The 22,816-nt window shown below is 59.5% G+C and carries 28 protein-coding genes and 1 tRNA gene; 21 read left to right on the forward strand and 8 right to left on the reverse strand.

Going from position 1 to position 22,816, the window contains the following annotated elements; genetic code table 11:
• Nucleotides 1–30 precede the first annotated feature (30 nt).
• From A6723_RS31785 to A6723_RS15385, 7 genes are all read left to right on the forward strand, one after another.
• Complete coding sequence (locus tag A6723_RS31785) at nt 31–1,215, forward strand: hypothetical protein (protein ID WP_139092995.1); 1,185 nt, start codon at nt 31–33, stop codon at nt 1,213–1,215.
• Nucleotides 1,216–1,491: 276 nt separating this feature from the next.
• Complete coding sequence (locus tag A6723_RS31290) at nt 1,492–1,962, forward strand: Mor transcription activator family protein (protein WP_175405556.1); 471 nt, start codon at nt 1,492–1,494, stop codon at nt 1,960–1,962.
• On the forward strand, nt 1,949–2,503 hold the full coding sequence (locus A6723_RS31295; protein ID WP_083192866.1) for a phage protease: 555 nt from the start codon (nt 1,949–1,951) through the stop codon (nt 2,501–2,503). The genes A6723_RS31290 and A6723_RS31295 overlap by 14 nt, the downstream gene beginning before the upstream one ends.
• A 30-nt stretch (nt 2,504–2,533) precedes the next feature.
• Entirely contained in the window at nt 2,534–3,094 is a 561-nt protein-coding gene (locus A6723_RS15370; RefSeq protein WP_064979786.1) for a hypothetical protein, read from the forward strand.
• 42 nt (nt 3,095–3,136) lie between these two features.
• Entirely contained in the window at nt 3,137–3,460 is a 324-nt protein-coding gene (locus A6723_RS15375) for a hypothetical protein (RefSeq protein WP_064979788.1), read from the forward strand.
• Between the two features lie 109 nt (nt 3,461–3,569).
• Entirely contained in the window at nt 3,570–6,038 is a 2,469-nt protein-coding gene (locus A6723_RS15380) for a tape measure protein (RefSeq protein ID WP_065348196.1), read from the forward strand.
• 9 nt (nt 6,039–6,047) lie between these two features.
• The gene (locus tag A6723_RS15385; RefSeq protein WP_064979792.1) at nt 6,048–6,452 is read left to right on the forward strand and encodes a hypothetical protein; all 405 of its coding nucleotides are present in this window, start codon (nt 6,048–6,050) and stop codon (nt 6,450–6,452) included.
• A gap of 203 nt (nt 6,453–6,655) precedes the next feature.
• Here A6723_RS15385 and A6723_RS15390 read toward each other — a convergent pair.
• The 5 genes from A6723_RS15390 to dapA all read right to left on the reverse strand — a co-directional run bounded on the left by A6723_RS15390 (nt 6,656) and on the right by dapA (nt 10,360).
• A tRNA-Ser gene (locus A6723_RS15390) sits at nt 6,656–6,745 on the reverse strand.
• 95 nt (nt 6,746–6,840) lie between these two features.
• Nucleotides 6,841–7,551 carry a phosphoribosylaminoimidazolesuccinocarboxamide synthase gene (gene purC, locus A6723_RS15395; protein WP_054910994.1) on the reverse strand — a complete coding sequence of 237 codons (711 nt, stop codon included), beginning with the start codon at nt 7,549–7,551 and terminating at the stop codon, nt 6,841–6,843.
• 29 nt (nt 7,552–7,580) lie between these two features.
• Nucleotides 7,581–8,339: an MBL fold metallo-hydrolase gene (locus A6723_RS15400; protein WP_054910995.1), complete on the reverse strand. Its 759-nt coding sequence runs from the start codon at nt 8,337–8,339 to the stop codon at nt 7,581–7,583.
• The gene (gene bamC, locus A6723_RS15405; RefSeq protein WP_054910996.1) at nt 8,278–9,468 is read right to left on the reverse strand and encodes an outer membrane protein assembly factor BamC; all 1,191 of its coding nucleotides are present in this window, start codon (nt 9,466–9,468) and stop codon (nt 8,278–8,280) included. Before bamC ends, A6723_RS15400 begins: the two co-directional genes overlap by 62 nt.
• A 13-nt stretch (nt 9,469–9,481) precedes the next feature.
• Nucleotides 9,482–10,360 carry a 4-hydroxy-tetrahydrodipicolinate synthase gene (gene dapA / locus A6723_RS15410; protein ID WP_024763379.1) on the reverse strand — a complete coding sequence of 293 codons (879 nt, stop codon included), beginning with the start codon at nt 10,358–10,360 and terminating at the stop codon, nt 9,482–9,484.
• 170 nt (nt 10,361–10,530) lie between these two features.
• Between dapA and A6723_RS15415 the strand changes: the two genes are divergently transcribed.
• Entirely contained in the window at nt 10,531–11,088 is a 558-nt protein-coding gene (locus A6723_RS15415) for a glycine cleavage system protein R (RefSeq protein WP_024763378.1), read from the forward strand.
• Between the two features lie 12 nt (nt 11,089–11,100).
• A complete protein-coding gene (locus A6723_RS15420; RefSeq protein WP_054910997.1) occupies nt 11,101–11,571 on the forward strand; it encodes a peroxiredoxin in 471 nt (156 codons plus the stop codon).
• Between the two features lie 60 nt (nt 11,572–11,631).
• Here A6723_RS15420 and A6723_RS15425 read toward each other — a convergent pair whose 3' ends face one another.
• Complete coding sequence (locus A6723_RS15425) at nt 11,632–12,711, reverse strand: AI-2E family transporter (protein WP_024763376.1); 1,080 nt, start codon at nt 12,709–12,711, stop codon at nt 11,632–11,634.
• Between the two features lie 56 nt (nt 12,712–12,767).
• A complete protein-coding gene (locus tag A6723_RS15430; RefSeq protein WP_037016457.1) occupies nt 12,768–13,019 on the reverse strand; it encodes a sulfurtransferase TusA family protein in 252 nt (83 codons plus the stop codon).
• Nucleotides 13,020–13,245: 226 nt separating this feature from the next.
• Between A6723_RS15430 and A6723_RS15435 the strand changes: the two genes are divergently transcribed.
• On the forward strand, nt 13,246–14,682 hold the full coding sequence (locus A6723_RS15435; RefSeq protein ID WP_024763374.1) for a M48 family metalloprotease: 1,437 nt from the start codon (nt 13,246–13,248) through the stop codon (nt 14,680–14,682).
• A 142-nt stretch (nt 14,683–14,824) separates the two neighbouring features.
• Here the strand turns inward: A6723_RS15435 and nadA are convergent, their stop codons facing one another.
• Complete coding sequence (gene nadA, locus A6723_RS15440; protein ID WP_024763373.1) at nt 14,825–15,883, reverse strand: quinolinate synthase NadA; 1,059 nt, start codon at nt 15,881–15,883, stop codon at nt 14,825–14,827.
• A gap of 306 nt (nt 15,884–16,189) precedes the next feature.
• Here nadA and A6723_RS15445 point away from each other — a divergent pair, with 306 nt between their 5' ends.
• Genes A6723_RS15445 through A6723_RS15495 form a run of 11 tightly spaced genes read left to right on the forward strand, consistent with a single transcriptional unit; the run spans nt 16,190 to nt 22,814 of the window.
• Nucleotides 16,190–17,050, forward strand: coding sequence for a ParA family protein (locus A6723_RS15445; RefSeq protein ID WP_054910354.1), 861 nt, complete (start codon nt 16,190–16,192; stop codon nt 17,048–17,050).
• A gap of 1 nt (nt 17,051) precedes the next feature.
• The gene (locus A6723_RS15450) at nt 17,052–17,840 is read left to right on the forward strand and encodes a hypothetical protein (protein ID WP_054910353.1); all 789 of its coding nucleotides are present in this window, start codon (nt 17,052–17,054) and stop codon (nt 17,838–17,840) included.
• Nucleotides 17,840–18,538 (forward strand): DUF2786 domain-containing protein, encoded by a 699-nt coding sequence (locus A6723_RS15455; protein ID WP_054910352.1) that lies wholly within the window; start codon nt 17,840–17,842, stop codon nt 18,536–18,538. Before A6723_RS15450 ends, A6723_RS15455 begins: the two co-directional genes overlap by 1 nt.
• The gene (dnaB, locus tag A6723_RS15460) at nt 18,535–19,881 is read left to right on the forward strand and encodes a replicative DNA helicase (protein WP_054910351.1); all 1,347 of its coding nucleotides are present in this window, start codon (nt 18,535–18,537) and stop codon (nt 19,879–19,881) included. The genes A6723_RS15455 and dnaB overlap by 4 nt, the downstream gene beginning before the upstream one ends.
• Nucleotides 19,878–20,066: a hypothetical protein gene (locus A6723_RS15465; protein WP_054910350.1), complete on the forward strand. Its 189-nt coding sequence runs from the start codon at nt 19,878–19,880 to the stop codon at nt 20,064–20,066. The genes dnaB and A6723_RS15465 overlap by 4 nt, the downstream gene beginning before the upstream one ends.
• Entirely contained in the window at nt 20,056–20,571 is a 516-nt protein-coding gene (locus A6723_RS15470; protein WP_054910349.1) for a hypothetical protein, read from the forward strand. The genes A6723_RS15465 and A6723_RS15470 overlap by 11 nt, the downstream gene beginning before the upstream one ends.
• Nucleotides 20,568–20,804, forward strand: coding sequence for a hypothetical protein (locus A6723_RS15475; RefSeq protein WP_054910348.1), 237 nt, complete (start codon nt 20,568–20,570; stop codon nt 20,802–20,804). The genes A6723_RS15470 and A6723_RS15475 overlap by 4 nt, the downstream gene beginning before the upstream one ends.
• Complete coding sequence (locus tag A6723_RS31790; protein WP_139092996.1) at nt 20,797–21,294, forward strand: hypothetical protein; 498 nt, start codon at nt 20,797–20,799, stop codon at nt 21,292–21,294. The genes A6723_RS15475 and A6723_RS31790 overlap by 8 nt, the downstream gene beginning before the upstream one ends.
• Nucleotides 21,287–21,526 (forward strand): hypothetical protein, encoded by a 240-nt coding sequence (locus tag A6723_RS15485; RefSeq protein ID WP_054910347.1) that lies wholly within the window; start codon nt 21,287–21,289, stop codon nt 21,524–21,526. Before A6723_RS31790 ends, A6723_RS15485 begins: the two co-directional genes overlap by 8 nt.
• Complete coding sequence (yejK, locus tag A6723_RS15490) at nt 21,526–22,527, forward strand: nucleoid-associated protein YejK (protein WP_054910346.1); 1,002 nt, start codon at nt 21,526–21,528, stop codon at nt 22,525–22,527. The genes A6723_RS15485 and yejK overlap by 1 nt, the downstream gene beginning before the upstream one ends.
• A 32-nt stretch (nt 22,528–22,559) precedes the next feature.
• Complete coding sequence (locus tag A6723_RS15495; RefSeq protein ID WP_043273988.1) at nt 22,560–22,814, forward strand: Arc family DNA-binding protein; 255 nt, start codon at nt 22,560–22,562, stop codon at nt 22,812–22,814.
• Nucleotides 22,815–22,816 lie beyond the last annotated feature (2 nt).

Consider the following 22,816-nt stretch of genomic DNA (forward strand, 5'->3'; position numbering starts at 1 on the left):
TCTCCGCCGCTTCAATTCATGGATGATGCTATGTCAAACAGACTTCCTGCCGACGCACTGGCGCAATTGGTCGAACTACTGAAGGAAAGTGCCGAGTCAATTATAGAAACCATGCGACTTCTACCGCAGGAGCAAGGATTCATAAATAGCGGAATGGCTTACATGATCGACCTAGAAGATCATATTTCTTCTACTGAGCGACGTGGGGACTACCGTTTAAGCTACCTACTAGAAGAGCTTGCAAAATACAACAACATTCCGCTACGCAACTTCTTTAGCAAACCACGCTTTGCCAATGGTTCATCATCTGGATACAGCGGACTGCCTATATTCGATGCAGTCGCCCTGATCATCATTCTTGAGGATCTGGGCTTTAGAGTAAATCCAAAGCCTTTAGCAACAAAACTCGCAAAAACCCTAAAGACGAAAGAAATCCTTACAGAAAGCGAACTAAGCGTCTGGTGCTACGAGAAACAGCGCAACCGTGGAAAGATAACACTCAGGTCGGACATAAACATTATGTCAGGCCCATGGCAGGAAGAGAGATTCAAAGGGGCATACGGCCATCGCTACAAATTAACGCTAGTGGACGAGAAGCCGTATCGACTCGAAGCAACAGGCCCGCTGTATAGAAATCTTAAGCCACGACAGGAAATCACCTGCGAATATTGTGGATTCTTCTATTTAAAAGGTGACTTAGAATCCAGCCTCTTACACCGCTCCGAGCACGCTAGGCTTAAGCGGATACTAGAACCAAAACCGCTGAGTCAATTCGCTAAACGCCTGCTGCATCATCCAACACCAGAGCAAGTCAACGAGAACTCTCCGCTGTGGATGCAGCATGAAGTCAGAGAACGAGCCATCAGGTTCAAACGTGAATTTCGGTACGACTTCTTACAATGGAATGGGAGCAGCACAAAGAAAGTCACATCGAACGTCCATGGCTACCTATTTTCGGACCACACGGGAACCTTCCCTCCAGGCACCATCATTGGCGCATGTGCGTTCGTCAAACGTCAGGGAGGGTGGTCACTGGACTGGATATGGGTGATACCAAGCATGAGAAGGCGTGGGGTCCTGCTGGAGCGCTGGCACGCATTTCTAGAGAGATATGGTGACTTTGATATAGAGCATCCGCTGTCCGCAGCCATGGAAGCCTTTACCTACAAGCATGGCACCCCTCAGCAACGCTCATCCCTCCCCCCGCTGCTTTAGGCACCTGCCAAGCTCAGCATCAAGAATCCACGCAGGCGCCCCATGAAGGGGCGCTAATGGATAGGCAGTACCATCGCATAACTTTTTTAAGATCGTTGATCCTGCGCAAATCTAACGCACCTCTAACGCCGTTGTTGATTGGCATTCCTGCCTCAAGTTTCTGCTCAGTCCCAAAACAGCCTTTAACCAAGGTGCTGAAGTGCTTCATATAGTGAGCTATTTCAGCAAGTGCTCCAATGAGTTGCATCTGATGCAGGCATCACTGGGAGAAGCGAAGTGGCTCAGCAAGAAGTTCCTACAGAACATAATCGCCAACACCTAGCCGAGCAGTTTCGGCATCTATTACCTGACAGCGTGCAAGAGCTTGCGGATTTTTTTGGACTGGAAAACGCCTTACACATAGTCACCTGCTTCTCTGGAACATCTCTACGCATTCCTAAAAAAACCCAAGGAAGTGCCGCAGATGAGCTGTTCAAAAAACTTGATAACCAAGATCTTGCTGAAAAGTTAATAAATACATTTGGCGACAACAGTATCTACTTCTCCAAATGCGACAAATTCTTCCGAGCGATCAGAGACACAGAAATACATAAAGCAGCAGAAATCGGACTTTCCGAAGGAAAAACCATGCGCTCTGTCGTGGACTCCTTATCGAGAAGATACGACCTATGCGACAGAGTAATCTGGAAAATCATGAAAAGCCCTCCCCACCAGAAAATCAAGGCTAATCAATATGAAAAGCATTGATTTCCGAGGGTACACAGCTTTTTGTTTTGAGCTTGGAGAGACAGCGCCAGAATGGGTTGAGGTTCTTCCTCCAGGACCTACAGTACTTGGGCGAGATGGTCGGTCATGGACTTGCGACCCGCGCCAAGTCATCGCATCGACCTTAGCTCATGGCGTTGATCTACCGTTTGACTACATGCATGCAACTGAAATCAAGGCTCAAAACGGCGAGGAAGCACCAGCCGCTGGCTGGGTAAAGGAGTACCGCGTAAATCATCGAGGGGCTATCGAGACCCGGGTTGAGTGGACACCAAGAGCTAGAAGCCTCATAGCAAGCCGCGAGTATCGCTTTGTCTCCCCAGTTTTTCTCTACGACAACTCTGGTCGAATTCAGCGATTCAGCAGCTTTGGCCTAGTCAACAAACCCAACCTCGCTATCAAGGCAATTAACTTCGAATCAGCAAAAAGTTACGAAGGGCTTAGCCCTGAGGAGCAAGAGGTAGCTCGCTTGTTTGGAATGACCGACCACGAATATATAGAGCTTATATCTTGGTCAAACTAACCGACACAAATACCCGCCAAGGAATAAACCATGAAAAAAGAAAGCACCGAGTCCTATGAGGCCACAATGGAAGTCGTGCGAAAACAACGCGACGCATTGCTAGGAGAGAAAAAGGCGTTGGAGTTGAAAATCCAAGCAGCCATGTCGCGACAGAATGGGGCACATCACAACCCTATCAGCCTGAATGACTACGTGGACTATTTAAAGCGCGAGATCGATCGCAAGGCGGAAGAATTCTCCAATAAGTGGAGCATACGCGACACACCGCCAAACTACGGTTTGGCCAAGCATCACAGCAAAGTCGAATGGAAGAATATCGACTCTGGATATCTTAATGTTCTCTCTGGAGCCCTAGGTGCAGAAGTTAGCGGCAGTGAGCTCTGTTTCTACTTCCCGGACCTCATCCACAAGCGCCTAGTGGACGCGCTCAAAGCGCGCTATGGCGACAGCTGGGGTAACGACGACCTAGCACCTGCAAGTGCCCGCAAGCAAATTGCCGATGAGGCAGAGTTAGAACTGGATCAGCTCAGGCCACAACTACGTGACGTGGAAGGCAAGATTCGCGCCCTCAATCGCGCCATCGGCGATTAGTCAAACCTCTGCACGCACCACTAAGTCAATCAGGATATCGCCATGACTCAGCACACTACCAACAGCAAAGAACTGGTCTTCGGAGACCTGCATATTACTGTCCGCGAGATGACGGTCATGCAGGTTCGTACTTGGCTTTCCGAAGAGCCTGGCGGAGAAGGTCTGATCGATACAGCATTTTTCGAGGATTGTGCTTTCAGTGACTTGAAGCGGATGAGCAGCCTGACGGACGCGCAGCTCGACACGCTTCGACCAAGTCAACTGCGTGAAGTCATCCAACTATGCAAGGAGTTGAATCCGGATTTTTTCGACTTTCTGCGCCGCCTAAAGATCATGCTCACAGCCAGAAAGAGCGTCGAGGCCTAAAGGATCTTGATCAGTCTGTACACGCCCTGGTGCGGCTAGGGCATGTACATGCGCCCTACTATCCATGGTCCTTCTTTCTTGCCGTGCTGAAGGCTATTGAGGCCACACAATGACAGACGTTCGGCTTTCTATTTCCGTTGATGCTGATCAAGCCCAGCGTGTCACCCGAGGTTTCCGTGGAGACTTCAAATCCCTCATCGAACAGCTTAAGAGCCCGATGGGCCAAGCTTCCGCCCTGCGGCAGATCGAAGGGGAGACACAGCTCGCAGCCCAAGCCACCCGAACTCTTGAGGGAGCGGTGACTCGGCAACACGCCGCGTTGTCGGCCCTGGCCGCCCAGCAAACAAAGTCCAGTAGCGCCCTACGCCAACTGTCTTCTGAGCAACGTCAGTTGCGCAATGAGACTACGCAAACGACTTCTGCGGTAAGCCGGCAGGCACAAATCTCAAGAGCACGAAGCGCCCTAGCGGATAGCGTCGGCTCAGGTATTGGTACAGCCATCGGAACCTATGCTGGCGTCCAATCCATCGCCGCCATCGCGCGAGCGGCGGATGCCTACAATCTGATGAATGCCAGGTTACGACTGGCCACCAAATCGCAGGATGAATACAACATCGCGCAGAGCGAACTGGCTCGTATAGCAACATCGACACAATCGCCGCTGGCGTCGCTCTACACCCTGTATGGACGAATTAGTGGCCCACTCAAAGAAGCTGGCCGGTCCCAGAGCGACATCATCAAACTCACGGAATCAGTTGCTACAGCATTCCGTGTATCAGGGGCCAGTGCGCAGGAGGCAGAAAACGGGGTGATCCAGTTCGCCCAAGCGTTGGGCTCTGGCGCGTTGCGAGGCGATGAATTCAACTCAGTGGCCGAGCAGGCTCCTCGACTCATGCAGGCTTTGGCGGCAGGCATTGGTGTGCCGGTAGCCGCATTGAAGGACATGGCCGCCCAAGGATTGTTGACCGCCGATGTCGTCACTGACGCGCTGACAGGTCAGTTGGAGACGCTCAAGACAGAAGCCAGCAACCTACCCGAGACAGTAGGCGGCGCAATGACTGCGCTGTCGGACTCTATCAACAATGCCGTAGGGAAGGCCGACCTACAGCCCCTTATCGATTCACTGAACGCCATACGCAACCAGGTCGAAGATCCGGCAACCGCAGAGGGCGTCGGGCAAGTGACCTCCGCTATTGTGCGGCTTGGCTCCGTGGCTGTTGGCGCTGTCTCGGATTTGGGCTCGCTAGGCAACCAGATCGCCGTCTGGCTCGCTCAAGCCAGCGGCAATATCACCCACTTGGACGAAATAGATAACGAAATCAAGGCGATTGAGAAGACTCTCAATGGCTGGAGTGTCGGCGATATTCTGGTTGACGCGCTGTATTCCGACGAGGAACTGAGGGCAAAGCTGGATACCCTCCAAAAGGAGCGCGCCCAGCTTGTTGAGCAGCAGTCCGGTATGAACGTTCAAATGAAAGCGCTTGCCGCTGCTGCACAGGCCGCCTCCGAAGAGTCGAGGCAGCGGGAAGTGGCTGCTCAAACTCAGTACGTTGGCAAATTGAAGTCGCTACAGGGACAACTGCTCCTAGATACCGAGACTGCGGTAAAAGCCCAGCAGGCTGCCGAAAAGAAAGCGCTTGCCGAGAGCAAGAAGGTCAAGGATGAGCGCCTGGCCATCGAGCAAAAGTATGCCAAGACAATCGCGCAGCTGAATTCCCCAGTTACGGACCAACAGTCCAGCTACTCCAGCGCCAGCACCCTAAAGATGCAGGCGAAGGATGCTCTTCGCAACGGAGATTTCGAGACAGCAAAGCGACAAGCTGAAGCAGCTCGCCAGATGCTGCTAGACCTCCAGTCCGCAGGTCAGAACACATACGGCTTCAGTGGATTCGCCAAAGAGCTAAGGGATATCGAATTAGCCGCCAACGATCTGGAAAACACCGAGGCTGATAACAAGCTGGCAACTATCGCCATGAATATCGCGGTGCTCAAGTCCCAGGCCGACGAGCTAAAGGAAGTGAAGGTCAGCCCGACCATGAATGACGGAGCGGCAAACGATCTCATCTCTAAGATGCAGCAATTGGCAGGGAGTCTGAGCCAGACGCTAACCATCCCTGTCCGCATGGTGCCCTACACCGTAGAGCCCACCCCTGAGATGAGCGCAGTAGCTCCCCAGGTGCCCACACCAAACTTCCCTGGCTTTGCAACTGGCGGTCTTATCCAGGGGCCAGGCTCGGGCACTACTGACTCAATCTTCGCTCGACTTTCCAATGGCGAGTTCGTGATGCGGGCCGCAGCTGTTCAGCACTACGGGCCAGCGCTGCTACAGCAGATCAACAGCCTACGCTTGCCGAAGTTCGCTACAGGCGGCTTCGTTGGCGGTAGCCAGCTCGCTCCGAACATCCCGGCAGCAACTGGAGCCCTTAAGGCCGCAAGCCGAGGTGAGCCCGAGCCTCTCGGAACCGTGCATCTAACGATAGATGGAAAACGACTACCCCCTTTCAAGGCCGAAGCCAAATCCTTCCAAGAAACGCTTCGGATGTCGTCGATTAAATTTGGATCAACTCACACCTACTAGGAGGCTCTTATGGCCAGTATTGCGAAAGAACGCCCTTGTGGAAGATGGGGTGCCGATGTACTTGTAATCCCCCTCGCGGCAGATGCGGTGATTTATCAAGGGACTGCCGTCATGCTCAATGCGACCGGGTTCGGCATTCCAGGCCAAGAGGCGCCTGACCTGATCTTTGTCGGGGCAGCCATCGAGAACGCAGATAATACGGATGGGATAGATGGGGGTGCGGTGGTGAGAGTGCGGCGTCCCGTTGAGCAGGCGCTTCAATGGGTGAATGATGGGACCTTCACCCGAGCCCATTTGCTCAAAACAGCCTATGTCCTCGACAATCAGACTGCCACCGCAGAGGATGGCGAAGGCTCGCGCTCCCCCATGGGGCAAGTCGTGCTGATCGAACGGGACTTCGTTTGGATTCAGTAGGCGCTATCAGCAAACGGGTGGTGCCAATCAACCCGCAAATTCAGTCGGCGCCGGCAGTGCCAAACATCGCACAAAGAAGTGCCAAATCCGGCGCCGGCTTACAGGTATTGCGGGTGATGGAGCTCAGGGTGGAGATTTTCATGACGTAGAAAAGACAAAACCCCTGAAACGCTAGGCATTTCAGGGGTTCTGGCCATATGTAATGGCGGAGAGATAGGGATTTGAACCCTAGGAACCATTGCTGGTTCAACGGATTTCGAATCCGTCCCGTTCGACCACTCCGGCATCTCTCCGTGCGGCGCGCATAATACCAGCTTGAAGTCCGAACGCGAAGCTTTGTTTTCGGATTTTTTTGCGTGGTATCAGGCGCTTGCGTGATTTCGCCGGTTTACAGCGGCACGCCCAGGCGGTGGGCCACTTCTTCGTAGGCTTCGATGACGTCGCCCAAGCCTTGGCGGAAGCGGTCCTTGTCCATCTTCTTGCGGGTTTCCTTGTCCCACAGGCGGCAGCCGTCCGGGCTGAATTCGTCGCCCAGGACAATCTTGCCGTGGAACAGGCCGAACTCGAGCTTGAAGTCCACCAGCAGCAGGCCGGCGTCGTCGAACAGCTTGCCCAGTACTTCGTTGACCTTGAAGGAGTAGGCCTTCATTTCGGCCAGTTGCTCCAGGGTCGCCCAGCCGAAGGCCTGGACGTGGGATTCGTTGATGAACGGGTCGCCCAGGGCGTCGTTCTTCAGGAACAGTTCGAAGGTCGGCGGGGTGAGCTGCAGGCCCTCTTCCACGCCCAGGCGGCGCACCAGGCTGCCGGCGGCGTAGTTACGCACCACGCACTCGACCGGGATCATGGCGAGCTTCTTGACCAGCACTTCGTTGTCCGACAGCAGGGCGTCGAACTGGGTCGGGATGCCAGCGGCTTCGAGCTTCTGCATGATGAAGGCGTTGAACTTGTTGTTCACCATGCCTTTGCGATCAAGCTGCTCGATGCGCTTGCCGTCGAACGCCGAGGTGTCGTTGCGGAACAGCAGGACGAGGCGGTCGGCGTCATCGGTGGTGTAAACCGACTTGGCCTTGCCGCGATAGAGTTCTTCGCGTTTTTCCATGATGGGCTCCGCTTGCTTAGGGGGTGGGCTCAGGCGATGGTGCGCCAGTCGAGTCCAGAATGCTGATCGGCTACCTGCAGCCAGTCCGGGTCGCACCCGAGGGTGTCGACGAAACATTGCCGGGCCAGCTGCGGCGAGTTGTTCTTTTCGCTGAGATGCGCCAGCACGAGGTGCTGCAAGCTTTCCCAGCCCAGCTGGGCCACGAGTTCAGCAGCCTGCCGGTTGTTCAAATGTCCCCACTGGCCGCCAACACGGGCTTTGAGTGGGTAGGGATACGGACCGCGGGCCAGCATGTCGGTATCGTGATTTGCCTCGATGATCAACGCATCGAGGCCACGATAGCATTCCAGCACCTGCGCCGTGGCGGCCCCCAGATCGGTGAGCTGGCCAAAGCGCTTCCGGCCATCGGAAAACACGTACTGCAGGGGCTCCCGCGCATCGTGGGAGACGCTCACTGCAGTGACTTCCAGGTCTTTCAGTACCAGTCGGTCGCCGCATCTGAGCAGCCCCGCCGGTGTCACCGGCTTGCGCATTCCCTGCAGGGTGCCGGCGCTGAGATACACGGGTATTCGATGGTGCCGGGCCAGCAGTTCGACGCCGTTGATGTGATCGGAATGCTCGTGCGTGACCAGCACCGCGTCCAGCTGCCCGGGCTCTACGCCCAGGCGCGCCAGACGGCGGATGGTTTCACGCAGCGGGAAACCGCAATCGATCAGTATCCGGGTGTCAGAACTGCTCACCAAGGCCGAATTGCCCCGGCTTCCGCTCCCCAGGACCGCGAAGTGCATTCCGCATACTCTCCTGGAGTTTCTCCAACACGCCCTGCGCCACGTCAGCCGGTGCGGAGGTGTTGATGTCTTTGTCGACGGTGATCTGGACGGTATTGCTCACGCTGGTCAGGCGAACCTGGTAGCGCTGGGCCTTGGCGTCTTCCTCTTCTTTGGTCTTCTCGCCACCGCCGAACAGACGGCTGAAGAAGCCAGGCTTGTCTTCGTCCTTCTTCTTCGCGCCTTCGGCGATGTTGACGTAGTACACGCCCAGGCTGCGGTTGAGGTCGTCGACACGGATGTCGGCACGATCCAGGGCGCGGCCTACGCTGACCCAGGCGCGGTCGAAGTCGGAATCCACGGTCAGCACCGGGTTGCCGCTACCGTCCTTGTTCAGCTGGACGGCGCCGGGGGTGTCGTAATCCGAGTGGGCGGCGAGCAGGGAGACGGAGCCGCCCTTCTCGGCACTGGTGGCCATGCTGGCGATCATCTCGTCGAGCAGCGCAGCATCCAGGCTCGGCACCGCCGGCTTGGTCGGCCAGTCACCGCTGGCGGTGCTGCCGGCCGGGCGGGTTTCGCTCAGCACGTAGACTTCACTGGTGTTGGTCTGCACGCCCGGTTCGATGCGTACGCGAACGCGCGCTTCGCTGTCAGGCTCGACGCCCGACACACGGCTGCTCAGCCGACGCGCCAGGGGCGCGGAGAGCTGCGACAGCGGCTGCCAGTTGGTGCTGAACTCGCCAGTCTGCGGACGCTCGTTGGTGATGGAGAAACCGTTGTCCTGGAAGAACTGGTGGGCGACCGGCCAGACTTCCGCCGGCGGGCGCTGGGCGACCAGCCAGCGCGAATCACCGCTCTTCTGCAGGCTGAAATCGCTGACTTCACCAGCACCGGACAGCGGCTGCGGACGTGGCACTTCGAACTCGCCTTCCTTCTCGGTGCTGGTGGCGACGTTCATCGGGATCGGCAGCAGCGGGTCGAGCGGCTTGCTCTGCATGCCTTCGGGCACCTTCATCGGTGCCGTTTCGCGGGCGTTCAAATAATCGTCGCCACGGTCACGGAAGTAGCCTTCCGGGCCCCACAACCAGCCGCAGCCGGAGGTGTTGCCGATAACCAGGGCGAGCGCAGTCAGTCCTGCCAGTCGCTTCATGCGAGGGAGCTCCTTAAGCCAGGACGCCGGTCTGGCGCATGGCCTGACGCAGCGGTTCGTGGCAACGCGGGCTGAGCCAGGTCAGAGGCAGGCGGATGCCCTCTGGAATCAGCCCCATTTCGTGCAGGGCGAACTTGACCGGGATGGGGTTGGATTCAATGAACAGGGTCTTGTGCAGCGGCATCAGGCGATCGTTGATGGCGCGGGCAGCGGCGGCATCGCCACGCATGGCGGCAGCGCAGAGATCGCTCATGGCACGCGGCGCGACGTTGGCGGTCACCGAGATGTTGCCCTTGCCGCCCATCAGCATCAACTCGACGGCAGTGGCGTCGTCACCGGAGTAGACGAGGAAATCCTTGCCGACGCGGTCCAGTACTTCCTTGCCGCGCTGCAGGTCGCCGGTGGCTTCCTTGATGCCGATGATGTTCGGCACCTTGGACAGGCGCTCGACGGTCTCGGGCAGCATGTCGCAGGCGGTACGGCCCGGCACGTTGTAGAGGATCTGCGGGATGGCCACGGCTTCGGCGATGTGGCGGAAATGCTGGTACAGGCCTTCCTGGGTCGGCTTGTTGTAATACGGAGTCACCAGCAGGCAGGCATCGGCGCCGCCGGACTTGGCGGCCTCGGTCAGCTCGACGGCTTCACGGGTGGAGTTGGCGCCGGTGCCGGCGATGACCGGGATGCGGCCGTTGACCTGGTCGACTACGCGACGGATGACTTCCAGGTGTTCGTTCACGTCCAGGGTGGCCGATTCACCAGTGGTGCCGACCGCTACGATGGCGTTGGTGCCTTCCTGCAGGTGGAAGTCCACCAGCTTAGCGAGGCTGTCCCAATCCAGTCGACCCTGAGCATCGAAGGGGGTGACCAGCGCCACCATACTGCCCGCAATCATGCAACCGCTCCTGCCGGAAAAAGAAAGCCGTAATGGTACTGTCGCCACCGGCCACGCACAAGGTGACGCAGCGACCCGCGAACGACCAGACATTCCCCTCATCGGCGCTTTTCGCTACCCTTCCTCCTTTGTCGATGCGGCCCGCTTGGCCGCCACTCCAGGAAAGCTGCATGTCCGCCTCTCACCCTCGTGAACAATTCCTCCTGATCAGCGCTCTGGGCCCGAACCCGATGGAGTTGACCAGCGTGCTGTGCCGCACCTGCGTCGACAACCGTTGCTCGGTGGTCAGCAGCCGCCTGACCCGCCATGGCGAGTTCAGCGCGCTGATCCTGCAGATCTCTGGCAGCTGGGACGCCCTGGCCCGCCTGGAGGGCGGCCTGCCGCCGCTGGCCAAGCGCCATGGCTTCACCCTCAGCGTCACCCGCAGCAATGTCCACGTTACCCGCGCCCAGGCCCTGCCCTACGTGGCCTATGTCAGCGCCGTCTATCGCCCGGACATCCTCAACGAGCTGTGCCAGTTCTTCATCGATCACAACATCGAGCTGGAGAACCTCACCTGCGACACCTACCAGGCGCCGCACACCAACACCAGCATGCTCAACGCCACCCTCACCGTGACGCTGCCGGCCGGCACCCAGATCAGTTGGCTGCGCGATCAGTTCCTAGACTTCGCCGACGCGCTGAACCTGGACGCGCTGATCGAACCCTGGCGTCCGCAGCATCCGTAAGGAGAGAGCCCAATGGCAGTCGAACTGAACAAACCCGTCGCCGATTTCCACGCCCCGGCCACCAGCGGTGTCGAATTCCGCCTGTCCGAGCTCAAGGGCAAGCAGGTCGTCCTGTACTTCTACCCCAAGGACAGCACGCCTGGCTGCACCACCGAGGGCCAGGGCTTCCGCGACAAGATCGAGGACTTCGCCAAGGCCAACACTCTCGTGTTCGGCGTTTCCCGCGATGGCATCAAGTCCCACGAGAACTTCAAGGCCAAGCAGTGCTTCCCCTTCGAGCTGATCAGCGACAAGGACGAAGCCGTCTGCCAGCTGTTCGACGTGATCAAGCTGAAGAAGCTCTACGGCAAGGAGTACATGGGTGTTGACCGCAGCACCTTCCTGATCGACGCCAAGGGCGTGCTGCGTCAGGAGTGGCGCGGTGTGAAAGTGCCCGGTCACGTGGATGCCGTGCTCGCCGCCGCCCAGGCGCTGAACCAGTAAGCCACTCAGCCAGCTCCATGAAAAAGGCCGCTGATCAGCGGCCTTTTTCCTTTCCCGGCGTCACATCATCGGGCTGACCTGCGGCTGCACCGCCGATTGGCGCGGCCAGGCATCCAGGACAGCCTTCACCAGGGTCGCCAGCGGAATGGCGAAGAACACTCCCCAGAAGCCCCACAGCCCGCCGAACAACAGCACCGCACAGATGATCGCCACCGGATGCAGGTTCACTGCCTCGGAGAACAGCAGCGGTACCAGTACGTTGCCATCCAGCGCCTGGATGATCGCGTGGGCTGCCATCAGGTAGATGAACTGGTCGCTCCAGCCCCACTGGAACAGCGCGATCATCGCGACCGGCACCGTGACCACGACTGCGCCGATGTAGGGCACTACCACCGACAGACCAACCAGCAGGGCGAGGAGCGCCGCGTAGTTCAGGCCGAGCACGGCGAAGGCGATGTAGGTCACCACGCCGGTAATGAAGATCTCGATGACCTTACCGCGAATGTAGTTCGCAATCTGCTGGTTCATCTCGTTCCACACCTGCTTCATCAGCCCGCGCTCGCGCGGCAGGTAGCGGCGGAACCAGTGGTAGAAGCGCCGACGATCCTTGAGGAAGAAGAACACCAGGATCGGTACCAGCACCAGGTAGATCATGATGTTGACCACCACCGGCAGGCCCGACAGGGAGAAGGTCAGCGCCCACTGGCCAAGCTGCCCCAGCTCGTTGCGCGCCGCCTCGACGGTGCGCAGCACCTGCTCCTCGGTCACCATGTCCGGGTAGCGCTCAGGCAGCATCAGCAGCGTCGCCTGCCACTCGCCGAGCATGCCAGGCAGCTCGTTGAACAGGGTGAAGAGCTGCTTCCACAGCAGCGGCACCAGCACCAGCAGGAACACCGCGAGCAGGCCGAGGAACAGCGAATACACCAGCCACACCGAGAATAGGTGCGGCACGCGCAGGCGCTCCAGTACACCAACCATGCCCTGGATCAGGAAGGCGATGACCATCGCCGCCAGCACCGGAGCGAGCATCCCGCCGAAAGCCAGGATGACGGTGAATCCGAGCCCGAGAATGACCGCCAGCACTATCGCCTCCTCGTCGGAGAAATAGCGCTGCATCCAGTCCTGCAAAACCTTGAGCATGTAAGGGCCTACGAAACGACAAAGGGTAACGTCCCGGTTACCCGGAAACTTCAGAGCTACTTCTTGCGAAGCCAGTAGCGATAGACGCCGCCTTCGACCTCTTCATGCAGCAGCGAGTGCCCGGCAAGATCGGCAAAAACGCGGAAGTCGCGCTGGGAGCCAGCGTCGGTGGCTATCACCTTGAGCACCGCCCCGCTGGGCAGCTTGTTCAGCTCGAGCTTGGCCTTGAGCAGCGGCAACGGACAATTGAGACCGCTGGCGTCCAGCTCCGCGTCACAGGCGGGGACGGACGGCGTGGAATCGGACATTGAAACGAACTCCGGTCAGGGCGCCCAAGAATACCGAAAGCCTTGGAAAAGTAACCAGGCCCAGGCAAGACGGTGTTCATTAATCAAGCCGTCAGCATCAGGGCCTAAAAGGAAGACCAAGCGAAAATACCCATTTCGAATTGCGCCGCACTTCCGCCCTGCAAACTAGGCATAGGCGTTAGCGTGCGGCTAAAGTAGAGCCTTTCTCGGAACGAGCCTCGTGTACATGAAAGTACTCCGCCCTGCCCTGCTGTCGCTCGCTGTCGCCCTCGCCACGCCGGCCCTGGCGGACGACTTGCCGTCCCTGGGCGATGCCAGCTCGTCCATCGTCTCTCCGGAGCAGGAGTTCCAGCTTGGCCGCGCCTGGCTGAGCATGCTGCGCAACCAGGTCGATACGCTCAACGACCCGCAACTCAAGGATTACGTCGAGTCCAGCGTTTACCGCCTGGCGGAGTCCAGTGAACTGCAGGACCACCGCCTGGCCTTCATCCTGATCCGCGACAAACAGATCAACGCCTTTGCCGCCCCTGGCGGCGTGGTCGGCGTCAATGGCGGCCTGTTCATCTATGCCCAGACCGAAGGCGAATACATCGCAGTACTGGCACACGAACTCGGCCACCTGAGCCAGCGCCACTTCGCCCGTGGCATCGAGGCGCAACAGCGCATGCAGGTACCGGTGATGGCCGCCATGCTGGCCGGCATTATTGCCGCCGCAGCGGGTGCCGGTGACGCCGGTATCGCTGCCATCGCCGGCACCCAGGCCGCAGCGATCCAGAACCAGTTGCGCTTCTCCCGGCAGAACGAGCAGGAGGCCGACCGCGTCGGCGTCGCCACCATGGTCCGCGCCGGCTACGACCCGCGCTCCATGCCCAACATGTTCGAGCGCCTGGCGCGCCAGTACCGCTACGAGGGCAAGCCGCCGGAATTCCTGCTGACTCACCCGGTGACCGAATCGCGTATCGCCGATACCCGCAACCGCGCCGAGCAATACCCCAAGGGCGGCAAGGAAGACTCGCTGCGCTACGAACTGATGCGCGCCCGCGTCCAGCAGATGTTCGAGGACACCCCGGGCATGGCCAGCAAACAGTTCCGCGCGCAGCTCGACGAAGACCCGAAGAACGATGCCGCCCGCTATGGCCTGGCGCTGTCGCAGACCAAGATCGGCCAGCTCAACGACGCCCGCAGCAACCTTCAGCAACTGCTGGCCAAGGCACCCAACGACATCAGCTACAACCTGGCGATGTCCGACCTGGACATCACCGCCAACAAGCTACCCGATGCCCAGGCGCGCGTGCAGAAGATGCTCACCCAGTACCCGGACAGCTATCCGCTGATCCAGGCCAACGCCGACCTGATGATGAAGACCAACCGCGCCGCCGACGCCGAGAAGACGCTGTTCAAGCTGTCCCAGCGCCGCCCGCTGGACCCGGACGTGTGGAACCGCCTGGCCGATGCCTGCACCCTGAGCGGCAACGCCATCGGCGTATACCAGGCCCGCGCGGAGTACTACGCGCTCACCGGCGACTACAAGCAGGCGATCGAGCAACTGGACTTTGCCAAGCGTCGCGCCGGCGGCAACTTCACCCTGGCTGCGCGCCTGGATGCACGCCAGCAGGAGTTCCGCGACCAGGAACGCATCCTCAAGGAGATGATGGGGCGCTGAGCAACCACGCAGCCCTTACCTGTGCTCGCGAACAGCCTGATGCCACTGATTCCCGTGGTAGGTTCGCGAGCAAGCTCGCTCCGACAAAAGCCTCAAAGAAAAAGCCCGGCATCTGCCGGGCTTTTTCATGGTGCCGAGCGCGTCAGGCGTTGCCCGCCAGTTTCAGCTTCGCCGCCTGGGTGAAGTCGAGCATGCGCTTGAGCGGCTTGATCGCCTTGGGAATCAGCGCCGGGTCGACGAAGATTTCGCCCGAGCCTTCCTTCAGGCATGCCAGGGTGCGCTCCAGGGTGTTCATGGCCATCCACGGGCAGTGTGCACAGCTGCGGCAAGCCGCGCCATTGCCGGCGGTGGGCGCCTCGATGAACTCCTTATCCGGACACAGCTGCTGCATCTTGTAGAAGATGCCGCGGTCGGTGGCGACGATGAAGCGCTTGTTCGGCATCGTCTGCGCGGCCTTGATCAATTGGCTGGTGGAGCCCACCGCATCGGCCAGCTCAACCACCGCTTCCGGTGACTCCGGGTGCACCAGGATCGCGGCGTCCGGATAGACCGCTTTGAGGTCTTCCAGCTGCTTGGCCTTGAACTCCTCGTGAACGATGCAGGCACCGTCCCAGAGCAGCATGTCCGCACCGGTTTCGCGCTGGATGTAGCGCCCCAGGTGCTGGTCCGGCGCCCAGAGGATCGGCTCGCCGTTGTCCATCAGGTGCTCAACGATCTCCACGGCGCAGCTGGAGGTCACCACCCAGTCCGCGCGAGCCTTCACCGCCGCCGAGGTGTTCGCGTAGACGACCACGGTGCGCTCCGGATGCTTGTCGCAGAACGCCGAGAACTCTTCCACCGGGCACCCCAGGTCCAGCGAGCAGGTCGCCTCCAGCGTGGGCATCAACACGCGCTTTTCCGGGTTGAGGATCTTCGCGGTCTCGCCCATGAAGCGGACACCAGCCACCACCACGGTCTGCGCCGAGTGCTGGTTGCCGAAGCGGGCCATTTCCAGCGAATCGGAAACGCAACCGCCGGTCTCTTCAGCCAGCGCCTGGATCACCGGATCGCAGTAATAGTGCGCGACGAGCACAGCGTTCTGCGCCTTCAATTCGGCAGCGATGGCCGCACGGTAGTCGGCCTCTTCCTCTGCGCTCAGCACCCGCGGCTGTTTCGCCGCCAGATGGGCCTGGACCAGAAGGCGTTCGGAAATCTGGGACATCGTGTGGAAACCTCAACAGGCACGGTCTGATTATGCCGGCGATTTTATCACCACCATCCCTCGTCGCGGCGGGCCGAGGAGTGCCGCGCGGCGGACTTTTTCCGGCACATGGCAAAAGCCCCGTGACCTTTCGATCACGGGGCTTTCACAGGATTTGATGGTGGGTCGTGTAGGATTCGAACCTACGACCAATTGGTTAAAAGACAATTGGACTAGGAGCGTCTAGGAAGGGGTTCTCCGGCCCTGTGAATGCCCAGAGCTCTAGGCACGCAGCCTCTAATGCAACCCACATTAGAGGCATTTGTAATGAAAAAAGCAGGGATTATTTCCACCAAAGGCGGCACCGGCAAAACCACCAGCTCGACCAACCTGGGCGCTTTTGTCGCAGATGCTGGACTGCGCACGCTCCTGATCGACCTCGATCCGGTCCAACCCTCCGGCTCTTCGTACTATCCCCTGACACACGAGGCACCTGGTGGTCTGTACGACCTCCTAGCCTTCAATATCACTGATCCGGAACGGGTAATTTCCCGCACCAACATCCCCAACCTGGATGTGGTTGTCTCGAACGACAGCAACAACCAGCTGAACAACCTCCTACTCCAGGCTCCCGACGGACGGCTGCGACTCGCCAATCTGATGCCAGCTTTCGCTGACCAGTATGATCTGGTGCTGTTCGACACCCAGGGCGCGCGCTCGGCCATGCTGGAAATGGTCGTGCTTGCCTCCGATGTCGCCCTCTCCCCTCTGCCACCGAACATGCTGGCTGCCCGCGAATTCAACCGCGGCACCATGCACATGATGGCGGGCCTCCACTCTTACAGCCGCCTGGGGCTGAACATCCCCCACATACGCATCATCATCAACGGCCTCGATCAAACGGCCGACGCCCGCGAGATCCACAAAACCGTCCGCGAAGTGTTCGATGGCAACGCAGATGTCTCCGTGCTGGAGACCACCATCCCCCAGGCAGTCGTCTTCAGAAAGGCCGCCTCCCAGGGCGTTCCTGCCCACCGTCTGGAGTACAGCCAGCCTTCCAATCGCCAGGCACCGTCCGCGCTGAGCGTCATCCGCAGCCTTGCTATCGAGGTTTTCCCCGAGTGGAGCGACCGCTTCGAGGCGATGACTGAGGAGAAGGTCGCCCAGATCGTCAAGGGAGGCCGCTGAGATGGCCAAAAAACCTGTCGATATCACTCATGCGAGCGGGATCACCGCCGAAGTGGTGCTCGAGCTGGGCAAGCTGTACAGCGCCAAGGACCTCCGTAACGTCCAGACCAAGCTGACCTCTGCGGCTAGTGAACTTCGCAAGATCGGTCAACGCTGGACCTCGGGTGCCGGTCTACTGGGCAGACTTGGGGAGCATCTGACCGCAGATCAACGGCACCTCCTGCTGGATGCTGCGCACCTCATCGACTCGGTCGGCAACAACGTCGTTCATGCCAAAGAAAAGCGCCAACGCACCGAGAAGGAAGCCCAGCGTCGCCGGGAGGCGCGTGAGAAGCGGGCCAAGCAGCTGGTGGAGGCTCAGTACCCCTTACCTGCAGCTCCTAATGATCACGAAGACCTGCTGGAAATCGTCAAAACCGCGCTGATTTATAACCGCGCGCGCGTACTCCATGCGTTCTACTCCCCCATTGAGTTCTGTTTAAAGCAACGCCCTGAGTTGGGAAGTCCCGGAGTTCGCTTCGGCGGCAAGCGTGAGCGGAACTATTCCGACCTCTTCTTTGAAATTACGTACTTGCGCTCCGAACTGCTGACCTCGATTCAGGATGAGATCAGCTACGACGACGGTTCAGAAGTCGAGGAGCGCCTTGCAGCGCTGAAGCAGCGGGTGGCTGAACACGTCAGCCAAACCGCCTTGACCAACCAAGAGAAGGAAGTGATCGAGCTGTGGCGCAAAGCGCTGGACAGCTTCACCACGTCCTCCCCTTCCTCTTCGAAGGAGGGCCAGGCCTGATGGACAAGCAAAAAGTCCTGGACAAAGTGTCCAAGCTGATGGCCTTGGCCAACTCCAACGGCGCCACGCCTAATGAGGTCGAAACCGCGCTTCGTCATGCCCGCGCACTCATGGCCCAGTACAACCTGGAGCATGAGGACATCCGCGCAAGCCTGGTCGACGAAGCCAGCGTCCCGACGCATACCCGTCGCTCTCCTGCAGACTGGCACCACTCGCTGGCCTTGGCCTGCGCAGAGGCCTTCGATTGCAGTCACCTTTCCTACTACCGGCACGGCCAGGGCTATTGCTTCAAGTTCCTGGGCAAGGGAGTAGGCCCTGATCTGGCTGCGTACACCTACAGCAGCCTGCTCAACCAGCTGCAGAAAGCTCGCCGCGAGCATGTCGCCGAGTTGACTCGCTGTCAGCTGAAGACCAAGCGGCGCCGCGGACAGCTGTTCGCGGAAGGCTGGATACGTGCCGTTGCACAGAAAGTCGACCAATTCGCCACAGGCATGAACTCCGACACCCGCGCTGAAATCAGCGCCTATCTCAGCCTGCACCACCCGAACCTCCAGCACACCAACATAAGCTCGACGCCTGCCAAGGGCCATGATCGCAGCTCGTTGCACGCTGGATGGGAGGCAGGCAAGAAGGCCCAGCTGCGTCGTGGTGTCGGCCGGGATCGCCAGGCTGCGCTTGTGCACGGAGGTGCCAGATGAATCATCTGGACCTCGCCCCTCCCCACTCGATTGAAGCCGAGCAGGGTGTCCTTGGAGGGCTGATGCTCGACAACGATGCTTGGGACTTGGTCGGCGATCAGCTGCAGGAAGAAGACTTCTACCGACGCGAGCACAAGCTGATTTTCAAAGCGATCAGTGACCTTGCCTCGAAGAACAGTCCCTTCGACATCGTCACCATCGGCGAAGCGCTGGAGGCTCATGAGGAAGTAGGCGGTCTGGCCTATTTGGCTGAGCTGGCCATGAACACTCCGTCGGTTGCGAATATCCAGCACTACGCTGCCATCGTGGGCAACCGGTCGCACCTTCGTCAGCTGATGACCCTGGGCTACCAGTGCTCGCGCGCCGCGACTGACCAACAGGCTGATGCCAACGAGGTCCAGGAGTCGATCGAGCAGCAGCTGTTCGCAATGGGTGAAGGCCGGTCGACCTCCGAGTTCGTGAACGTCCGCGACACGATGATCGAGGTCGTCGACCAGATTGACCAGAACTTCAACGGCAACGTCACGGTGACCGGGGTTTCAACTGGCCTGGACGATCTCGATGAGCTGACCTCGGGACTCCAGCCTGCCGACCTGGTCATAGTCGGCGCCCGCCCCTCGATGGGCAAAACCTCGTTCTGCTTGAGCATCGTCGACGCTGCACTGAAGTCGCGCCCGGATCAGACGGTCCAGGTGTACAGCATGGAAATGCCGGCCAAGGCCCTGGTGTACCGACTGCTGGCCATTCTCGGCCACATCGATCTCTCCAGGCTGCTGAAGGGCAGGCTCGAGGAAGAGGACTGGCAGAAGCTGACCGGCGCCGTTGCTCGCATGGATGGCTATGGAACGCGACTCGTCATGGACGATACCGGCAACCTCACCCCGATGCAGCTACGAGCCAAGGCGCGCCGCGCTGCTCGCCGCTACGGCAAGCCGTCATTGATCATGGCCGATTACCTGCAACTCATGCGCAGCCCGGGCCAAGAGAACAGGGCCAATGAGATCAGCGATATCTCGCGCTCGCTGAAAGCTCTGGCAAAGGAGATGGACTGCCCGGTTATAGCTCTTTCTCAGCTGAACCGAGATCTGGAACGCCGCCCAAACAAACGCCCCATCAGCGCGGACCTTAGAGATAGCGGTGCCATCGAGCAGGATGCTGACTTGATCCTCTTCGTGTACCGGGACGAAGTCTACAACCCCGATACCGAAGCCAAAGGAATTGCTGAGCTGATCGTCGGAAAAAACCGCAACGGTCCGACCGGAACCGTCCGCACTGCCTTCATCCCCCAGCAGACGCGTTTCGCCAATCTCAGCGCTCACGAGTTGCAAGGAGCATACGCATGACTTCCGGTCAGCCCTCCCTCATCACCCATTGGTGCCGCAACTGCGGTACTCACCACCCGCTGCCGAGCGTGCGCCAGTTCGTTCCGGCCGAAACCAGCCCTGAAGGCGAGATTGAGGTCCTCACCTGCCACGTATGCGGCAGCTACGACATTGACGAGCTGCGGGAGGTATCCCATGCGCGCTAATGGTGCTTTCCCTGCAATCGCCGCCGGCGTGCCGTTCGAAGACTCCGCTTTAGCCCATGCTCATCGCGCGGGCCTGAACGCGATCGAGCTCGACGCCATCAGCCAAGTCATCACTCGTCTCGGGCGCGACCACAGCACTGTCGCCCCTGCAGCTCTCTACGGTGAGCTCAGTGAGTTCGAGAATCTGCAGTACATCGAGATCCTCGAAACGGACGCGGGGACCCTGGAGGTCAGCCTGAAGGCACCGGGCGCGCTGCTCTCCAACTACTTCTGGTCTGTCTGGGTTCCAAAGTACCTGTTCAGCTGCTCGCTCAAAGTCGGAGTAGTCCCCTCCCTGCCTGGCCAGGCGGAAGTTCATCACTGCACAGTGGTGTTCCGCATCCCCGGCGCCAGGGAGGCCGCACGTGAGTTTCTGACCGACCTGGCGACGCGTTATCCGGGCGACTCCCCTGAAATCGTGGCTGTCCAGGCCGGCGATGCACTCAACCAGGAGGTCGCCCCATGAGCGCAATCTCCCGCGAGTGCGTAGTGAAATTCGACGGCGCCGGGTTCTTCACCAACACGGTGAAAGGCAAGCGCGCAAGCTGCACCTGGAGCGATGAGGTCGCTGCACAGCGCCTGGCCGATCGCCTCTTCGGCGAAGGCCAAGGTGTGATCGCCAAGCTGCCAGGGCAGCCTGGTGACAAAGCGAACTACATCGAGAGCCGCTGGTTTCTGAGCGGAGGTCGTGATGTCTGAGATCACCACCTTCCGCCCACTGCACCGTATCCACAACAACGAGCTACGCCTTGAGCTGCTGCTGCGTGCTGGCCCCACCTGGATCTGCATGCACTGCGGTTATCACCTGGACGGTGGCGGCGAGATGCCGTGCCCGGACTGCGGAAAATGCCGCACGTGGACCAGCGGCTGGAACGTGGAGCGCGGCCACCGGTTCTGGCCTTGCCGCCAGGACTGGAAGGCACGCTTGTTCACCCAGTTCCGAGCGACTGCAGCTGAAGTCTGCCCTGCAGGCGCCGGCGGTGCTCTGGTCCTCGAGCAGCTGCAGGAAGAAGTGCAAATGCTCCGCTCATCGCATGACGAGATTGCCTGCCAACGGCACCAGCTGGATAAGCACCTGAAACGCTTGGTGGAGCGCCTCCTCGAGGCAGCTCGCACCGGAACCCTTCCAGCAGGCCTGCAGGACATGGAGACCTGGCTGCAGCAGCAGGAGGAAACCGCTCATGCGTAATTTCCTCCGCGGCGCCCAAGACGGCTTGAAACGCCTGGTCATCACTGCAGAACAACTCGGATGGAGCGCAAGCCGCACCGCCGGCGGCCACGTCAAATTCAGCAATCCTGGCCGGCTGCCCATCTTCACCTCTTTCACCGCCAGCGACTGTCATTCGGCCCTCAACGCTCTCGCGCGCCTCCGTCGCGCCGACGTTCAAGCGGCCCAGTCGTCCTGTCAGGAGATCATCTAATGCCTATTCGTCACGCCATCGTCCACCTGATCGACAAGAAGCCCGACGGCAACCCCGCTGCACTGCATATCAGTGATGTCGAGCTGGTCGATTCCCAGGCTATGGAAAACCTCATGGCCGACCTCAACGAGAGCTACAACGCCAAGCCGAACAAGGCCTGGGGCCTTTTCCAGGGCGAATCTGGCGCCTACCCGTTCAGCGGTTGGCTGAACGAGTACCTGGTTGGCAGCATGGACTTTGTCGAGTTCAGCCGCCATGCATTGGAACAGCTCGCGCATTTGATGGAGGAGTCCAATCTCTCCACAGGCGGCCACGTGCTGTTCTGCCACTACCAGCAAGGCATGACGGACTACCTGTCCATCGCCCTCCTCCACCACAGCGAAGGAGTGGCGGTGACCGAGGCGCTAAAAGTAACGCCCTCGCGCCATCTTGACCTCAGCCAGCTGCACATGGCTGCGCGCATCAACGTCACCGAGTGGCGCACCAACAAGACTTCCAAGCAGTACATCTCCTTCATCAAGGGCAAAGGCGGAAAGAAGGTCTCGGACTACTTCTGCGACTTCATCGGCTGCACCGAGGGCGTCGACGGTCCGAGCGAGACGCGCACCCTGCTCAAGGCATTCAGCGATTTCGTGGAAAGCGAAGACATGCCCGAAGAACAGGCCCGTGAGAGGACCGATGTGCTGGTGGATTACGCCACCAGCCAGGCCAAGATCGGCGAGCCGATGGCCCTGGACGCACTCTCCGAACTGATGGACGACCAGGCGCCGCGCGCCTTCTACGACTACATCCGCAACAAGGATTACGGCCTGTCGCCAGAGTTCCCGGCGGACAAGCGCACCCTCAACCAGTTCCGCCGCTTCACCGGCCGCGCGGAAGGCCTTTCGATCAGCTTTGAGGCCCACCTGCTCGGTAGCAAGGTCGAGTACGACGGAGAGCGCGACGTGCTGACCATTCGTGGCCTCCCGACCCAGCTGCACGACCAGCTGAAGCGTCGCTGAGAAACCTGCCGCCAGAATTCCGGAGAAATGACATGAGCGCTGATCGCCAAACTGCCACCAAAGAGCCCGAAGACAAATTCGTAGTCCGCATGCCCTGTGGGATGAAAAGCCGCATTGCCGAGCTGGCCAAGGACAACGACCGATCCTTGAATCGCGAGATCCTCCATCGCCTGGAGCGCGTTGACGAACTGGAGTCGCAGATCCAGCGAGCCAACCAGGTCATCGACCGGCTGCTGTCCCAGCAGCCTACTGGTGCCGACTCCGCCAACGACGCGCGAGGACTGTAATC

This window comes from Pseudomonas sp. AU11447, assembly GCF_001672555.2.
GTDB classification, from domain to species: domain Bacteria; phylum Pseudomonadota; class Gammaproteobacteria; order Pseudomonadales; family Pseudomonadaceae; genus Pseudomonas; species Pseudomonas nitroreducens.

Excerpts from the sequence above, each read along its gene's own strand:
- A6723_RS15435 (WP_024763374.1), top strand. The coding sequence starts at position 13,246 with ATGAAAGTACTCCGCCCTGCCCTGCTGTCGCTCGCTGTCGCCCTCGCC.
- dnaB (WP_054910351.1), top strand. The coding sequence starts at position 18,535 with ATGAATCATCTGGACCTCGCCCCTCCCCACTCGATTGAAGCCGAGCAG.
- purC (WP_054910994.1), bottom strand. The coding sequence starts at position 7,551 with ATGGAAAAACGCGAAGAACTCTATCGCGGCAAGGCCAAGTCGGTTTAC.
- A6723_RS15425 (WP_024763376.1), bottom strand. The coding sequence starts at position 12,711 with ATGCTCAAGGTTTTGCAGGACTGGATGCAGCGCTATTTCTCCGACGAG.
- nadA (WP_024763373.1), bottom strand. The coding sequence starts at position 15,883 with ATGTCCCAGATTTCCGAACGCCTTCTGGTCCAGGCCCATCTGGCGGCG.
- A6723_RS15470 (WP_054910349.1), top strand. The coding sequence starts at position 20,056 with ATGCGCGCTAATGGTGCTTTCCCTGCAATCGCCGCCGGCGTGCCGTTC.
- A6723_RS15385 (WP_064979792.1), top strand. The coding sequence starts at position 6,048 with ATGGCCAGTATTGCGAAAGAACGCCCTTGTGGAAGATGGGGTGCCGAT.
- A6723_RS15475 (WP_054910348.1), top strand. The coding sequence starts at position 20,568 with ATGAGCGCAATCTCCCGCGAGTGCGTAGTGAAATTCGACGGCGCCGGG.
- yejK (WP_054910346.1), top strand. The coding sequence starts at position 21,526 with ATGCCTATTCGTCACGCCATCGTCCACCTGATCGACAAGAAGCCCGAC.
- A6723_RS15370 (WP_064979786.1), top strand. The coding sequence starts at position 2,534 with ATGAAAAAAGAAAGCACCGAGTCCTATGAGGCCACAATGGAAGTCGTG.
- A6723_RS15380 (WP_065348196.1), top strand. The coding sequence starts at position 3,570 with ATGACAGACGTTCGGCTTTCTATTTCCGTTGATGCTGATCAAGCCCAG.
- A6723_RS31295 (WP_083192866.1), top strand. The coding sequence starts at position 1,949 with ATGAAAAGCATTGATTTCCGAGGGTACACAGCTTTTTGTTTTGAGCTT.
- dapA (WP_024763379.1), bottom strand. The coding sequence starts at position 10,360 with ATGATTGCGGGCAGTATGGTGGCGCTGGTCACCCCCTTCGATGCTCAG.
- A6723_RS15455 (WP_054910352.1), top strand. The coding sequence starts at position 17,840 with ATGGACAAGCAAAAAGTCCTGGACAAAGTGTCCAAGCTGATGGCCTTG.
- A6723_RS15465 (WP_054910350.1), top strand. The coding sequence starts at position 19,878 with ATGACTTCCGGTCAGCCCTCCCTCATCACCCATTGGTGCCGCAACTGC.
- A6723_RS15430 (WP_037016457.1), bottom strand. The coding sequence starts at position 13,019 with ATGTCCGATTCCACGCCGTCCGTCCCCGCCTGTGACGCGGAGCTGGAC.
- A6723_RS15445 (WP_054910354.1), top strand. The coding sequence starts at position 16,190 with ATGAAAAAAGCAGGGATTATTTCCACCAAAGGCGGCACCGGCAAAACC.
- A6723_RS15375 (WP_064979788.1), top strand. The coding sequence starts at position 3,137 with ATGACTCAGCACACTACCAACAGCAAAGAACTGGTCTTCGGAGACCTG.
- A6723_RS15495 (WP_043273988.1), top strand. The coding sequence starts at position 22,560 with ATGAGCGCTGATCGCCAAACTGCCACCAAAGAGCCCGAAGACAAATTC.
- A6723_RS31790 (WP_139092996.1), top strand. The coding sequence starts at position 20,797 with ATGTCTGAGATCACCACCTTCCGCCCACTGCACCGTATCCACAACAAC.
- A6723_RS15400 (WP_054910995.1), bottom strand. The coding sequence starts at position 8,339 with ATGCACTTCGCGGTCCTGGGGAGCGGAAGCCGGGGCAATTCGGCCTTG.
- A6723_RS15450 (WP_054910353.1), top strand. The coding sequence starts at position 17,052 with ATGGCCAAAAAACCTGTCGATATCACTCATGCGAGCGGGATCACCGCC.
- A6723_RS31785 (WP_139092995.1), top strand. The coding sequence starts at position 31 with ATGTCAAACAGACTTCCTGCCGACGCACTGGCGCAATTGGTCGAACTA.
- A6723_RS15420 (WP_054910997.1), top strand. The coding sequence starts at position 11,101 with ATGGCAGTCGAACTGAACAAACCCGTCGCCGATTTCCACGCCCCGGCC.
- A6723_RS15485 (WP_054910347.1), top strand. The coding sequence starts at position 21,287 with ATGCGTAATTTCCTCCGCGGCGCCCAAGACGGCTTGAAACGCCTGGTC.
- bamC (WP_054910996.1), bottom strand. The coding sequence starts at position 9,468 with ATGAAGCGACTGGCAGGACTGACTGCGCTCGCCCTGGTTATCGGCAAC.
- A6723_RS15415 (WP_024763378.1), top strand. The coding sequence starts at position 10,531 with ATGTCCGCCTCTCACCCTCGTGAACAATTCCTCCTGATCAGCGCTCTG.